The 15,132-nt window shown below is 46.0% G+C and carries 12 protein-coding genes; 5 read left to right on the top strand and 7 right to left on the bottom strand.

The window, feature by feature from the left end:
- Window positions 1-581: 581 nt before the first annotated feature.
- A complete protein-coding gene (locus R7F64_RS11565) occupies window positions 582-1,601 on the bottom strand; it encodes a DUF2955 domain-containing protein (RefSeq protein WP_318071707.1) in 1,020 nt (339 codons plus the stop codon).
- 9 nt (window positions 1,602-1,610) lie between these two features.
- On the bottom strand, window positions 1,611-2,675 hold the full coding sequence (locus R7F64_RS11560) for an HlyD family secretion protein (protein ID WP_025625303.1): 1,065 nt from the start codon (window positions 2,673-2,675) through the stop codon (window positions 1,611-1,613).
- Between the two features lie 99 nt (window positions 2,676-2,774).
- On the opposite strand from R7F64_RS11560, the gene R7F64_RS11555 reads away from it, so the two are divergent.
- Entirely contained in the window at window positions 2,775-3,635 is an 861-nt protein-coding gene (locus R7F64_RS11555) for a LysR family transcriptional regulator (RefSeq protein WP_017634710.1), read from the top strand.
- 150 nt (window positions 3,636-3,785) lie between these two features.
- Window positions 3,786-4,328, top strand: a complete 543-nt coding sequence (locus R7F64_RS11550; protein ID WP_005457944.1) for a hydrolase — start codon at window positions 3,786-3,788, stop codon at window positions 4,326-4,328.
- Window positions 4,329-4,367: 39 nt separating this feature from the next.
- On the opposite strand, the gene R7F64_RS11545 is transcribed toward R7F64_RS11550, so the two are convergent.
- The 3 genes from R7F64_RS11545 to R7F64_RS11535 form a co-directional block, all read right to left on the bottom strand.
- A complete protein-coding gene (locus R7F64_RS11545; RefSeq protein WP_206970722.1) occupies window positions 4,368-5,264 on the bottom strand; it encodes a 1-aminocyclopropane-1-carboxylate deaminase/D-cysteine desulfhydrase in 897 nt (298 codons plus the stop codon).
- 107 nt (window positions 5,265-5,371) lie between these two features.
- Entirely contained in the window at window positions 5,372-6,658 is a 1,287-nt protein-coding gene (locus tag R7F64_RS11540) for a sensor histidine kinase (protein ID WP_017820496.1), read from the bottom strand.
- A complete protein-coding gene (locus R7F64_RS11535; RefSeq protein WP_005389368.1) occupies window positions 6,655-7,332 on the bottom strand; it encodes a response regulator transcription factor in 678 nt (225 codons plus the stop codon). The genes R7F64_RS11540 and R7F64_RS11535 overlap by 4 nt, the downstream gene beginning before the upstream one ends.
- Window positions 7,333-7,484: 152 nt before the next feature.
- Here R7F64_RS11535 and R7F64_RS11530 point away from each other — a divergent pair, with 152 nt between their 5' ends.
- Genes R7F64_RS11530 through R7F64_RS11520 form a run of 3 tightly spaced genes read left to right on the top strand, consistent with a single transcriptional unit; the run spans window position 7,485 to window position 10,355 of the window.
- Window positions 7,485-8,525, top strand: coding sequence for a glycosyltransferase family 2 protein (locus tag R7F64_RS11530; protein WP_170893484.1), 1,041 nt, complete (start codon window positions 7,485-7,487; stop codon window positions 8,523-8,525).
- A 2-nt stretch (window positions 8,526-8,527) separates the two neighbouring features.
- Window positions 8,528-9,934: an ArnT family glycosyltransferase gene (locus R7F64_RS11525; RefSeq protein ID WP_042524577.1), complete on the top strand. Its 1,407-nt coding sequence runs from the start codon at window positions 8,528-8,530 to the stop codon at window positions 9,932-9,934.
- A 4-nt stretch (window positions 9,935-9,938) separates the two neighbouring features.
- A complete protein-coding gene (locus R7F64_RS11520) occupies window positions 9,939-10,355 on the top strand; it encodes a GtrA family protein (RefSeq protein WP_170893482.1) in 417 nt (138 codons plus the stop codon).
- Window positions 10,356-10,488: 133 nt separating this feature from the next.
- Here the strand turns inward: R7F64_RS11520 and R7F64_RS11515 are convergent, their stop codons facing one another.
- Entirely contained in the window at window positions 10,489-11,433 is a 945-nt protein-coding gene (locus R7F64_RS11515; protein ID WP_025767254.1) for a hypothetical protein, read from the bottom strand.
- Window positions 11,434-11,436: 3 nt separating this feature from the next.
- The gene (locus R7F64_RS11510; RefSeq protein ID WP_318071706.1) at window positions 11,437-14,934 is read right to left on the bottom strand and encodes a T6SS effector BTH_I2691 family protein; all 3,498 of its coding nucleotides are present in this window, start codon (window positions 14,932-14,934) and stop codon (window positions 11,437-11,439) included.
- Window positions 14,935-15,132 lie beyond the last annotated feature (198 nt).

Below are 15,132 nucleotides of genomic sequence, written 5' to 3'. Positions count from 1 at the left end.
ATTCCAGCGAGTCTAGACGAGACTAGGAATCGGGTTACAGCTCGCTAGGAAATGACGATAACTTTCGCACTTCAAAGTACGTGGTTAGTAGAACCTGAATCACGCTCGTCCCTCGCTGTTCAGGATGACGGATGTTGGAAGATATATTGCTCGCCACAACCCTAGTTATTAGAGCAGTTTCAGGATAGCGTCATTCCAGCGAGTCTAGACGAGACTAGGAATCGGGTTACAGCTCGCTAGGAAATGACGATAACTTTCGCACTTCAAAGCACTCGGTGGGTAGATCCTGAATCACGCTCGTCCCTCGCTGTTCAGGATGACGGTTGTTGAGATATACGTTACTCATGTACACAACTATTTGGTTTGTATCCAAAGTTGGGTCATTCCAGCGAGTCTAAACGAGACTAGGAATATACTAACAACTCACTGGAAAATGGCGATAACCTTAGAACTTCACAGCACTCGGTGGGTAGCTCCTGAATCACCTCGTCCCTCGTTGTTCAGGGTGACCGTTTTAAATAAAAATGCCGCTCACAGTATAGTGAGCGGCATACATTTCCCGTTTCCAGCCTCGGCCAGATTTAATTCAACTCTACGTTCTTAATCTCAGGATGCTTTAGCAACATCACACGAATCCAGTGATGCACCACCCACATCACCATCGCGGTGAGCAGAACCGCGACGAAAATCGAGCTGAAACGGTACAAGATCGAAAAGAACGCGTCTTTTTGTTCTGGCACCAATGAAGTCGTCAGCGGAACCGATAGGGCAGACATGGCAGAAAACGCGATAGCCGCTTTAATTTGCCCCTTGGTGAGCCACAAGCAGAATGGCCCCATTGCAATGGTAAAGGCGAGCCAAAAGAGTAGCCCATGCCCATACCAACTGCCCAATATCAGCTGAACAGCCATCCCTGCGATGCAGCCTAGTGCGGTGCCGATGATGCGAATTTTTGCCATGGCGAGCGAGCCCGCTAAAGTCATTGGGGTTAGGATGATCAAAATGGAAGCTTGTGCGGATAACGAGTCATATAAGTCCGCTACTTGGAATACGATAAACGCCGCCATCGCCACTACCCAACCCATGGCAACTTGGCTGATGTAGTCAATATCGCTTTTCACTGGGGTCGACATCTCAATGTGCTCGGTGGGGGACTTTGGCTCAGGGAACAACCAATACGCGAATGCGCAAACAAAAATATTGCTGAACGCCATCACCCACATGTTGACATTGAACTCTTCAATATCCATGAAGTTATAGCTGGCAAAATTCAACACAATTGAACCCACTAACAGCCCCATGTAACCAAACAAATAGGTTTTCTGGTTCATCATTGCAATGCACTTGAACAGCATCATGATTCCGACGGCTACGGTCATTAATGTTGGATGAAACTGCAAGTATTCCAGCAAAAATGTGGCTTGTATGGTTGTCCACACCGCAGAGAAAAACACGATCAATAAAGCCGAAATATTAAAGTTGTCCATTCTGCCCAATATAAACAGCGGCATCATGATGGCAAAAAATCCGTAAGACCAACCGAAGATCATGCTTAGCGCGAGCCCTAAAGAGCAGCCGAACCAAATTCGTAAGGTTTTCATTGTCGCCGCCTAGTAAATGAAGTGGAACCAGCTTGCGAGGTGAATCTGTGCTTGCGCCATCAACTGCCAGAAAATGCTGTTGTCTGGGTACAAAACAATGGTAGCGCGAGAGCCGACAAACAGTGCTGGTGGTAACTCTTCGCTGCTGGTTAGGTTCACTCGTGTACGCTGCGCATCACGTACCCAGCGGTTGTTCACTTCCACTTTGGTCAGTGCGCCATTAGGCGTTTGTTGTGCGGCTGCTACACCGTAATCGCGGCTAGCTAAATCAAAGTCGTACACCGAACCTGGGTTGGCATCAAATGTGACCAAGGCGTGGAAAGTCTTGTCTACGTTCGCGACGGACTTTTCACGAAAATCAGCGGCTACCCAGAGTGATCCTGTTGGTACAAACGTCAGCAATGGCATGTTGGTGTTTGCCATCGTGCCAACTTCTAGTTGCAGGTTGGTCACGACACCATCACTGGGAGCGAGTACCGCGGTATTTGCCAAATCAAGTTGCGCCTTTTCGATGCCGTTTTTGGCAATTCGAACGGCGGTGCTTTGACCTTTTTGGTCGCCTAATTGCGCCTCAATGACTTTTAAGTTTTGTCGTTCCGCTTTAAGCGCTGCACGTGATACCTGATTTTGGGCAAAGGCATTATCGAGTGTCGATTGAGAGATGACTTTCTGCTTCGATAGTGTCAGTAAGCGGTTGTACTCGCGGTGTGCATTATCAAATGTCGCTCGTGCGCGGGCAATATTGGCAAGAGCGGCTTCGCGTTGAGAATACAGTGTTGCTTCTTTTTCATAGGCGGATTGCAGAGACAGCTCCGCCTGTTCAAGCGCTATCTTGTATTTACGATCATCAATCGTAAACAACACATCGCCTTTTTGAACGGACTGGTTATTCTCGATGAGAACGTCGGTCACTTTACCAGATACCTCGGGTGCGACTTGGACAACGTATCCTTGCACTCGTCCTTCGGTCGTTAAGGGGGCGTGGCGGTCAGCAATGATAATGTACAAAAATAGTACGATGAACAGGACAATCAAAGTTCGCATCCAGTGTTTGAATTTTTGGTCAGCCGTCATTACAAGTTCCGTTAAACATGTTGGATAGCGGATTATAGAGAAGTCACTCACAATTCAGTAGAATGATAATACGAACATAAATGACCTAAAAATAGGACAATGAACGTTAATTTTGATGATATTTACCTATTCACTCAGACGGTGGTTCACGGCGGTATAAGTGCAGCGGCAGAGGCGAATCAACTACAACGCTCAAAAGTGAGTCGTCGTCTGCAAGAATTAGAGAAATCGCTCGGGGTACAGCTTTTGATTCGCACAACACGCAGCATTGAGTTGACGGAGCACGGGAAACGCTTGTTTGAGTTGGTGGGGCAGCCTATTGACCATATTCAGCAAGGTTTAAATGCCATGCACGAATATCAACAAGAGCTGACGGGCAAGGTGCGTTTAGCCATTCCTTCCGCATTGATGAGCTCTGCCGCGTTTAACGCGATCATCACCGAGTACACAACGCGGTATCCGGAGATTTCGGTCGAGATTGAAAACCATCAAGAGAGTGTCGATCTCAAGCGTCAATCGTTTGATTTACAGCTTCTTCCGAGCGTGGTCAAAGTCACCGATGACAGCTATGTGCAGTTCAGTCTTTTGCCTTATCGTAGTCACTTTGTTGCGTCAAAAGCCTATCTAGAATCGCATCCGCCAGTAAAAACGGTGGAAGATCTTAAGCAGCATCGCCTTTTAACTAATCGTTACAATGCCGATTTGCTCGATTCAGATCTGCATGTGGCGTTGCGTTCGGATGACCTCAACTTGCTGCGCTCGATGGCGATAGCAGGAAACGGCATCGCGTTTATTCCTCAAATTCATTCCAAGCCTGCACTGAGAGACGGTTTGTTGGTCGAGGTGCTGCCTCAATTCGCGCATCCGAAGCAGCATCTTACTCTGATTTATCCCTCGGCCTTATTTCTGCCCAATAAAGTCAAAGCCTTGATTGAACTAATTCGAGAGAAATTTAAATAGTCAGTTCAAACCACTCTTACCTAAGGGCAAATGTGTGAGCGAAGGTCATCTTTCTAGGTTTTATTGCTCTAACATGAAAGGGTTCTGATACATTAACTTTTGCTCAACTTGTTGAGTATGGTTTGTGGTCGCACAAGATAGGAGATGGAAATGTTATCGAAAGGAAACACGGGCCTGATTGTGGTGGATGTTCAGGGCAAACTCGCTACATTAATGCATGAAAGCGACGCACTGATTGAAAATATCACGAAACTGGTAAAGGGCGCCAAAGCACTAGATTTGCCTATTCTGTGGCTAGAACAGAATCCAGAAAGGTTGGGCCCAACCGCGGAGCCGATTCGTGAAGTGCTTGAAAGCACGCATTTACCTATTACCAAGTACACGTTTGATGGTTGCAAAGAGGCGACGTTTAAGGTCGCGGTGGAGAACGCGAAAGTTGATACCTGGTTGGTTTGCGGTATTGAATCCCACATTTGCGTCTATCAAACCGCGGTTTCTCTGCGCCAGTCCGGTTATCGCGTTGAATTAGTCACGGATTGTGTCTCTTCCCGAACCGCTGCCAATAAAGCGCTCGCTCTTGCGAAGTTAACCGCTAACGGTGTGGTGCTCACTGGGTTAGAAATGTGCTTGTATGAAATGGTCGAAGATTGCCGAGCACCTGAATTCAAAGAAATTCTGGCGCTCATCAAATAGTGGAATCACTGTAATCAGCAACAACTTTATTTGAACACGCTATTCAAATTCTCGTTGATATCTTGGCAACATCGACTCGTTGCCAAGTAACCCGCCTTGGTGAATATAAATCACCGTTTTATCTGTGTTCTCTTCCAACCAAGGGGTGAGGCATTGCCACATATACGGGTCGTATAACAGGTCAAATTCGAGGTCGGTTTGCTCAAAGAGTGCTTTCCATGTGATGTAATCTTCTTCGTACAAGCGACCAAAATGGTGTTTGTTGCGCACGGTTAAAATGGTTGGGTGGCTGTTTTCACCGAGCTGGTTGAACTGCTCAGTTAAGTAATCTGCATCGCCTACGCAAGGGCAAGTTAGCACTTCTATGCCGTGTGGGCTTAAATGTTTATGAAGATATAAAGCGGTCGTGCCAGTGCCTGATGGCAGGGCGACGGTAAACTGTTCTTTACCTCTCAATCGCGTCCAATCAAGAATTTCTCGTGCTAACTGTTTGATGCCAGCTTCAGCGAGGTGGGAACGTCCACCCTCTGGAATAAGCAATGTCGACTCATCTAATCTTTGTACCTGGTGGACGTATTCACTAGGGTGGAGTTCGCTACCGATGTCTTGCATGGCGGTGATTTTCATACCCAAATCAAGCGCACCACGATAGTTGCCGATAGGGGAGTCTTTAAGCCAAGAAGGAATGTGTTGAACGTAGAATTCGAAGTTCCAGCCTTTGATTTGCGCCAGAGCGGCAAGCGAATACATCGCGTTGGATTGAGCAGAGCCATAACTGATGAGGGTTTTGATGTCGCTGTTCTGCGTTTCCATCAACGCCATAAACTTACGTGCCTTGTTCCCAGAAAAGTGAGAATGCAGCATGTCATCACGCTTAAGGAAAAACGTATGACCGTTGAAGTTGTGTTGAGTTATCGGGCTTTCAGAGAGTTTCATGCTACTGCTGACGTGTCCAACCACGCGACCTTGCCGTTAAAAAGGGCGCGTAGTGTAACGCCATTAAACCCAGATAAAAAGTCTGGGTTTCAGTACAACCATTTCGGTTATTCCTGATGCTCTGACGTAAGGTCAATCACCGCCTCACAACCACCTTCTGGATGTGTACCAATCTTAAATTGCCAGCCATAACGCTGGCATAAATCATCCACAATCATCAAACCCAATCCGTGCCCATCAGAATGTGGAATGGTCGAAAAGCCTTCGCCTTCATCACGTACCGAGATGGTGTTTTCCCCGATGCTGATATGAATTGATCCCGATGGTGTCGCGGCGATGCCGTTGCGAATCAGGTTGCCAAGAATAATGGTCAACACAGCATTGGTAGCGCGCGTTTTTGGGTTTCCGTCGATCTGTACATCAAAGCTGAGTGCTTTCTCATCCGCCTGAGCTTGGCTTTGGAAGATGATTTGGATGAGTTCTTCTTCGGTGATGCTGCGCACTGGTGAATCATCTGCATTACGCTCGTAACGCACTAAGCCGAGTAGGGCATCCACCATAGTCGACATCTGCTGCGTTGCATCTTGAATTCGGTTCACCTGGCGGGTCTGGAAATCCGTGTTCGCACTTCTTGCCAGTAAACTGCTTGAGCCTTTCATTACGGTTAACGGTGTACGCAGTTCATGGCTTGCGTATCGTGCAAAGGCTTGCTCACGCTTGATGACTTGGTTGATTTTGTGGCGATACTCATTCAACTCATCCGCGAGGGTTTGGAACTCTTTGGCCGAGCCCTCTGGCACGCTAAAAGTTTGCGTAGCATCGCCTTGATGATGGTCGAGTTGAGTTTTAAGCGCATTGACGGGTTCAATCAAGCGTTGTGATAAGCGCAGCAGGAGGCTACCAAACAGGAACACCAGCACGGCGACAATGGACAGCACCATAGCGACGACGAGAATGAATTCCTCTGAGGTGATCTCGATTTCATCAATCAAGGAAACCAGAATAACGGGATGTTCAACGCCTTTGTAGGTGTAAGTGCTCATGTAAACCATGCGCGAGTATTCACCGTCTTCTACTTCATCAAGAAAGTGCTTTTGACCAATCAGGTATTTTTGATAGCGCTCGGCAACCAATGAGATGTCGTTGTATGCAGTGGTGAGCAGGTCAAGCTGAATACTGCCTTGCTCTGGGTGGGACTGGAAATGTTCAATTGCTTCTTTTTTGTCGACCATAATACGACGCTCGCCCACGCGGTCTTCAGACCAAAGCAGGGAGCCGGTAATCAACAAAAAGCAGAAGATGCCAATCACGACCGACACAAAAGAGAAAAACAGAGCGAGTCGCCCTGTCATACTTTGTGTGCTTTGCGTGCTAGCAAGTAAGCGATTGATCATGCACCTGTCTCCAAGCGGAAGCCAACTTTCGGCACGGTGATAAGCACATGTTGTTCAAATGGCTTATCAAGTTGGTTGCGAAGTTGGTAAATGTGGCTGCGCAGAACGTCGTTGTTCGGCTCGTTCTCTTGCCAAAGTTGGAAGGCAATTTCTTCGCGTGTCACTACGTCTGGCGCGCTTTTCACAAGCATTTCCAGAATGGTGTAAGTGGTAGGGTTTAGCGCCAACAGTTTATCTTGGCGATAAGCTTTACGCGTTTTTTGGTCGATAGACACTTCACCGTATTCCAACTTGCTCGATGCGACAGTGCCACGGTAACGGCGGATCAGTGCCATCATGCGCGCTTCAAGAATATCCAGATCGAAAGGTTTGGTCAGATAGTCATCCGCACCGTGTTGGAAGCCTTTGAGCATATCGTCACGGCTATCGAGCGCCGTCAGCATAAGTACCGGTGTGTTGTTGCCCGCGTCGCGAAGTTTATTACACATGGTCAGGCCATCCATGCGTGGCAGCATGAGATCGAGCAAGATGATGTCGAAGGTGTTTTCCATCGCTAGTTTCAGGCCGAGTTCGCCGTTGTCTGCATAATCGAGTTCCATACCTGCACACTCAAAATAATCGAACAGCATGCCTGCAATTTCTCGATTATCTTCGACTAAAAGTACGCGTTTCATGTATTTCTCTCCAAGTGGGCAGGTGTTCGAAAATAAGACTTCGTCTTAACCGAACATTATTCACTAAGGACGTGAAAAAGATGTCAATAACATCTCTTTCACGTTGATGTTTGTAGACTGGATTCATTCATCGGATTTAGTGGAAGAGTAGCATGTCAACCTTCAACATTCACGCTGCAACCTTTTCAAAGGTGAGCCAACACACTGAGCCTAAAACAGTTTTGTCTGTTGTGGTGCCATTCTTTAACGAGCAAGAAGTCTTGACTGAATTTCATCGTCGTTTAGCCGCCGTTTTGGATGAAATGCCAGAACATTGCGAAATCGTCTATGTCGACGACGGCAGCAAAGATGACAGCCTAATGATCGCGCAAAACTTTTCTCAATCTTCTAGCGACGTTCGTTGTATTGCATTAAGCCGTAACTTTGGCAAAGAGTCCGCCATGAGTGCGGGTCTGGAACACTGCCAAGGTGAAGCGGTGATTGTGATTGATGCCGACTTGCAAGACCCACCGGAGTTGATCCCGCAAATGGTATCAAAATGGCGTGAAGGTTATGACGTGGTGAACATGCAGCGCAGTGAACGCCACGGTGAAACCTGGTTCAAACGCTTCTCGGCCGCTTGCTTTTACAAAGTGCTTAATAGCATGGCGAAATTGGATGTGCCGGAGAACGTGGGCGATTTCCGTCTACTGAGCGCAAAAGTGGTTAAACACATCAATGCGTTGCCAGAGCGTAACCGATACATGAAAGGCATCTTTTCTTGGCCGGGTTTCAAGCAAGTGACGGTTCAGTTTGAGCGTGACGCTCGTTTCTGTGGTGAAACCAAATGGAACTACCTCAAGCTGATTGGCCTTGCAATGGACGGCATTACCTCGTTTTCCATTCGTCCTTTGCGCTTAGCGACACTTGCCGGTGCGTTAGTGGCGTTCAGTGCCTTTATCTATGGCGCATTCATTGTGATGAAAACCGTTGTGTTTGGTGAGCCTGTCACTGGCTACCCATCCATGATGGTCGTCCAACTTGCGTTGGGCGGTGTGCAACTGCTGTCGATTGGCCTTTTGGGTGAATACATTGGCCGCATTTTTGTCGAGACCAAGCAACGTCCTCTTTATCTTGTTCAGTCTGTTTACGAGCAGCCTGCAAAACATCAATCCATCCAAACCATGAAGTTTAAACTGGGAGAAACCGTGTAATCATGAGTATTAATAAAACCCATCTGTGGTTGTTGTTGGCGTTTGCTCTTTTACTCCGTCTTATTTCACTTGCCGCTTACCCTTTGATGGACACCACAGAAGCCCGCTACGGCGAAATGGCACGCTTAATGGTGGAAACCGGCAATTGGCTTACCCCACAGTTTGATTACGGCGTGCCTTTTTGGGGGAAGCCACCCCTGTTCACGTGGATGAGTGCTTATGGCATTGAGTTGTTTGGATTGAATGAATTTGCAGTGCGCGCGCCTCATTGGCTAGCGGGTGTTGCGACGATTGTTTTTGTTGCTTTCATGGCGTATCGCGCGGGCTTTAATGCAGTCATCGCAGCGTTGGTACTGGCGACGTGTGGCATCTTTTCAATTGCGGCGGGCGCGGTGATGACAGACATGGCACTGACGTTGGCAATGACGATGGCGATGGTCGGCTTTTATTACTGCTGGCTTGGAAAAGACAAACACAGCCGATTGTGGGGTTACCTCGGTTTCTTTGGCTTGGCTTGCGGGCTGTTAGCGAAAGGTCCAGTGGCGATCGTGATCATGGGCATCGCAGTATTTCCTTGGCTCGTGATTCAGCATGGTTTCTTTGGTGCCTTAAAAGCCTTGTGGCAGCGTTTTCCAATTGTGTCGGGGTTGGTGCTCATGCTGGCGATTGCTCTACCTTGGTACATCATGGCTGAAATGGCGACGCCTGGATTTATTGATTACTTCATTGTTGGCGAGCACTTTAAGCGTTTTGTTGTCAGCGGTTGGGAAGGGGATCTGTATGGTTCTGCTCATGATCAACCACGTGGGATGATCTGGGTATTCTGGCTACAGTCGGCTGCGCCTTGGTCAATTGTATTGCCTATCTTGGCGTGGAAACGTCGTAAAGTACTCAAAGCCATTGAAACTGATCATCAAGGCCTATTTAGCTTCCTGATGTGTTGGCTGATTTCCCCAATGATCTTGTTCACCATGGCTGGGAATATCTTGCCTGCTTACGTACTACCGGGTGTGCCTGCGTTGGGTATCTTGATTGCGATGCTGGTGGATAAACACGATTTCAAATGGTTGACCGGAACGGCAGCGGTGTTGCCAGCCCTGCTTATGATTGCGATGTTGGTTTTGAATATGGGCAAAGCAGACAGTCGCAGCGACCGCATCATCTTCGCGCAAATTAATGACAACGCTCCGGTCTTTTATATTGGTAAGCGCCCGTTCTCAGGCCAATTTTATAGCCATGGTCAGGCGAAAAAGCTTGAAGATAAGAATGACTTAAACAATCTGAAGAAATTCCACCTGATTGGTAAATCGCAGCAAGTGGATAGCATGATTCATGAAAATGCGTTGAGTTGTACCAACGAGTTCACAGCAAAATCGAAACGCTCACTCTACACCTGTGTGGTTGGATAGCGGAATGGGCAAATTACCAAAATTTGCTTCGCTGGAAAGGTTTGCTTCGTTAACAAGGTTTGCTCTGGTAGGTGGTGTCGGCTTTATGGTCGACACCCTTATCTTTTCTGTGTTGTTCCATTGGTTTGGTCTGGAGCTGATGCTGGCTCGTGGGATAGCATTTTTGTTTGCAGCAACCACGACTTGGCTTGGTAATCGCTGGCTGACTTTCTCTCAAGCAGAAAAAACCAACCCTTTCGCTCAATGGCAAAAATTTATGGCGAGTGCCTGTATCAGTGCTTTGCCGAACTTTATTGTGTTCAAAGGCGTAACGCTCTCGTTAGGGACGCAAGGAGTGATGGTCTATTTGGCTTTGATCTTAGGCATATTGGCAGGCATGGTGAGCAATTATTTGCTCAGTGCAAAATGGGTGTTTAGTTGAGGATAGAAAGGTTCGGGCTTACTATCCTATCCTCGAGTTAAAAATTCGTTATTTGAACCAATTTTTCTTTTTGTACATCGAGTAAACCTAAAGCTTTTCATGGGGGGATGTAAAAAGGTAAATAAGCCAAGGTTTATACCTTGGCTGCCGTTAGTTCAGATTTTGATTGTTCGATTTCAAACTCGGTTTGCCACTTGCCGTTGTAAAGATACTTACACTCTGGGAGTGGCGCTTTCGCATCCCTTAAATCAAACACTTCATTGGTAGGGTATTCTCGATAATAAGCGGGAGTCGTAAAAAGTCTAGGTTCAGGCTTCGCTTCAAACAGCTTTTTATGATCATTGACCTCTTTACAATCCAGTTTGTAGACCTCTGACAGTTGCGTGACCATGGATTCTAATTCCGCTTCATTTTTAAAGAAAATGTAACAATAAAATCGTCCCTGTGAGCGAAAAGTAATCTCCTGAGCAGTATCTTGGTATTCGCACCTGTCATACTTAAAAAAGAACTTAATTACTTTCCTTTTCTTATTATAATCAGCAAAGAGCCAGTCTTCACGTTCTCCGACCCTCACTTCTGTTGGTTCATCAGGCTGACGTTTAAGCATTTTAAAGGAGACTAATATAAAAGCACCAGCGCCTGCTAACGCCATCGGGCCAACCACCGCAACCATCACCACACACACCACAGCACCTATCCAGCCAACGGCTTGCGTGGCGGTATTCACCCAGTTAGGCATGTTGCGACGTTTCTTCATCACAAAGCCTTTGTCAGAAAAAATATAGTCATAGCGATAGTCGAGGCCAATCGTAAGGTAAAAGGCTCCAGACACCATCACCGACAAAATAAAAGAAAAAATAGTTACGTCAACCGTGTCACTCGTGTGTATAAACAAAGTTAATAGGAATGGGGCGATCACAAATGGAAGCGCAAAAAGTTTAAAGTAATAGCGAAATGGTTCCTCTACATCATACTTATGCCATGTTCTGACGTTATCGCCTGCGAGTATTTCTTGCTCTTGTGCCTCTTGATAAACTGCCAACTCTTCTGGGGTGATGTAAAATGGTGAATATGCCAAGGGTTACTCCTTAAAACCTAATGTGCCAACAGCGGGGGTAAGTGATTTTTTAATGATGTTTTGTTTGGTATTGTCTGAAATCAAGCGATAAGTTGCACTCTGTTTTACGCTATTTTGGAACCAATACTCACGCTTTGATGGCGCATCATCTTCTGCATCGTACTCCACTTGCATGGCAAGGTAATGGTCTGCTTCTTTAATTGGCAATGTTACCTTGTACACAACCAATTCGGCGCTAGTTTGGTCTTGAGTTTGTAGCGTGACTAAATCTGCGTTTTGATGCCACGAGCCTGACATCAAATCATCTTTTGTTGCCTTGGTGTTGGTACTCAATGTAATACCATTCGTTGCAGCGCGCCGTGGCAGTTGAATATGCACTTCCAAACCGATTAACTCACGATGTGTGTAACCTGGGTAGGCCTGTATTTTTTCAACAGGTTGATGGTATACCGTAGGCTGTTGAATAATAGATTGTAAGTCAAACAGCGCTTGCTGCACCAATGCTGAATTATGCTTCTCTCTCTCGGGCAAGCTCGAAGATTGGCTCCACTGAGTGCGAGCTGGGTGATAACCCCAAGGCAGTTTATCTAACCATTTTTGGAAATCATCTTGTTTCAGTTTATTCAACTTATAATTGATGGCTAAGTATGTAACTGTAAGAATAACTAAAGCTGCCGTTACCGGGCCACCAAAAAGCAAGTTAGTCGAAAAAGTACCAGTAGAGGCTCCTAAGAACTGAAACGCACCAATCGCACCAGTTAAACCAAGTGTTACGGTATTTGCTAAATATAATTTGCTTTCGAGGCCATAAACGTTATCGATACTCTGCCAAGAACGGTAAGCCTCAATACCTGAAGCTAGCGCTCCTAAAGCCCCTGTGATTGCGAGCCATTTATGGAATACCTTTAAGTCATCAAGGATCAAGTTTTCAAAACCTTCGACATTTTGATTCACTAACTCTTTTAAGACTTTGTATGAATGAGCTCTTAATTTGGGATCACCCTTCACATTCTCCCATAATTTACCCGTACGAATCCCCGTCCAAGCGTTAGCTGTATAAAAAAGCTTTTGTTGGATATCCAAAAATTCATCTGAGGATGTTAACCCTGTGTCTTGGATACTGCTCATGGCATCACCAAGCGCGATGCAGTTAAATACTAATGCCAGAAAGCCTAGACCACCGGCATTCTCGAACAGTTTATTCAAATCATTGAGCTTATTCATCACGATCCGCGTTCTAAGCTCGATGGTTCTTTGAGGTAGATCATCAGGTAACTCAATGTACTGCGGGTACTCCAATGTAGCTACAGCGAGAGCCTTCTTAATAGTCTTTTTATTTTTTAAAGCTGTTGTGTATTTAGAGTCAGCTTTGCGGTTATTTTTCTGGAAGTCAGCAATGATTGCATCGTTTTTTTCGAGCTTAATCAGATAATCATTTACGCGTGTTTTCCATTTTTTAAAATCGTGAGCGTAACCTTCTTTTATTGTTACGGGCATATTGTGTGCCATATGTTCTGCAATAACGGCAAATAAATAATAGCTATGACGGTTCAGAGGTTTAGCGAAAACAGGCATCAGCGAAATTGATACTTGTGAGGTCATGCTAACACCAAACTCTACAACGCCTTTTGCAAGCGCACCTATTGCAGATTTAAAAATAATATCCAGCTCTTGGAAACCTTTGGCGATATCTTTGAGAAAGGCTGTTTCCGCAGTGTTTGGGTTGGAAACAAAGTCCATGATCTTAGAGTACATATTCACGCGGTTGCTGGTATCAGATATCTGGTCCATCAACTGATTATCAGGATCAGGATTTTCTGAGACGATCGACTGTTCATCAAGCGCCTCTGTAATATTCTTCTCCATCACTTTAAATAAACTACGACTAAACCCTGAGGCATAGAGAGCAAGTAAACTGGTTGGTTTTTCCCATTGGCTTTCAGCCCACTGTCGGTCTTCTTCTTGCATCACCAGAGTAAATGACTCAACGGCTTGCTTGTGCAGTTGATACAAGCTGTACTGTGTGTCTTCGCTGTATAGGTCGAAGGTTCTTTCGAGATGATGCGGCGTTAAGGACTCCATTACTGCGATAAAGTCGCGTTTGACCGAAACCACTTGGGCTAGCATGGTTTCTTTTTGTTCTGACAGCTCTTGCATCTCGCTCAGCATTTGCTTCCAGTTGAGCTGCTGACGCCAGCGTTCAGTCGCTATCCATTGTTCGTATTTACCAAAACGGCTCGCAGAAATTCGATATTTGTCCTGTATCGCTTTAGCAATGTCACTTTGGGTATGTTGGTGTGATTCAATCGCTCCAGCGGAAAATTTAGCAGGATAGCCGGACTGAACTGAGCTTTTGTTCTGCTCTGCCAAATCAAGTTGGTGAGAGGAGTCATAATAGTCAGCCATGTCGGTATAAAACGACAGCTCTTCGCCGTTACGCTTAACGCTAGCTGGCATGTCTATCTCGTCACTTGCACCAAACATACACAGTTGCATGGCGGTCTGCATCAAGTTCCACTGGTTTGAAAACTGGTCAGTGAAAAGGCGGTAAGGGCTTGCGGCACCAACAAAATGCAGTGACATATCTTGAATGTCTGCGGTGTAATCTTTTATCGCGACGAAGTAGCCTGATTCTTCTTCTGGAATCGCAGAGGTTAAATCGCTTTCGACTGCGACAGGTTTAAAGACAGAACCATCTTCATCTGCTTTGGTGGCGATGCCAGAATCCGCAAAGCGACCATCATCGACGGCAGAAGATTCAATATCAGCGACTTGGGTTAACTTATCTATTGGTGCAATGTTGTGCTGATTCTCGTTTGAGGACAGAACAATGGTTTGCATGCGATCGATATGATTACTCGGATTGTTAAGTACGCGCATGAACGTGTGCCATGTCCACCGGTGCTCAGAGAAGCAAATCGATAGTACGCTTCCGTTGACGTAAGTAAGGAAGGGCTTTGCATCTTGTGGTGTCCCACGCTGCTCTGATTTTGGGCTTTCTGACTCTCCCAACTTATAGAGCGTGAATTGCGTTCCTTTGATTTCGTATTCGTCTAAGCTTTTGTTGATTGCATCATACACATACAGCCAACCGTCGCGCAGTTGACGCAGGGTGTAACCAACGGTATTGAGTTTGGCTGGGCCTTGGCCTTTCCATTCTTCAGGCAAACCAAAAGGTTGTGTCTCTTCTGTTTCTAGCTGATCGATGGCATAGCGGACTGGGATAAAGTGCGCAGGTGATGCTTCCGTTGCTTCTTTCTCAGTTTTTAAATTGAGAGGCTCTGGTTCAGACGGCGGTGGCGGATCGATTTTTTTTGTTTCTCCCTCCCAAAACATACTGCGCTCTGGGGGTGAGCCAGCAAGATCATCGGATTCCGTGGTTGGAACGATATTCAGCGATTTCAGTGTACCATCTCTTTCAAATGCCTGAACGGCCTCCTCATAGGTATAGCTGTTGTCATACCAGAACATAGAAGTTTTTGGGGGAAGTGGATTATTCATCGTTAGCCCATGTTTAAGAGTTTTACTCTGTTACGCAAATATCGCACCAAAATAAAGCAATTAAAAATCAATGAGTTATATTTTTATGGTTTTGCTTCAATCAAATAATTGTTTGTTTTTCCAATAAGTTGGTTGGTGTTTACCATTTTTTGTATTGATTGAATCAAAGTTTGAGTTGTGAGTGATGCCTCAATGAGC

The sequence above is a fragment of the Vibrio sp. Vb1980 genome (genome assembly GCF_033338615.1).
GTDB lineage: Bacteria > Pseudomonadota > Gammaproteobacteria > Enterobacterales > Vibrionaceae > Vibrio > Vibrio alginolyticus.
This window is presented reverse-complemented; position numbering and strand designations above follow the sequence as displayed.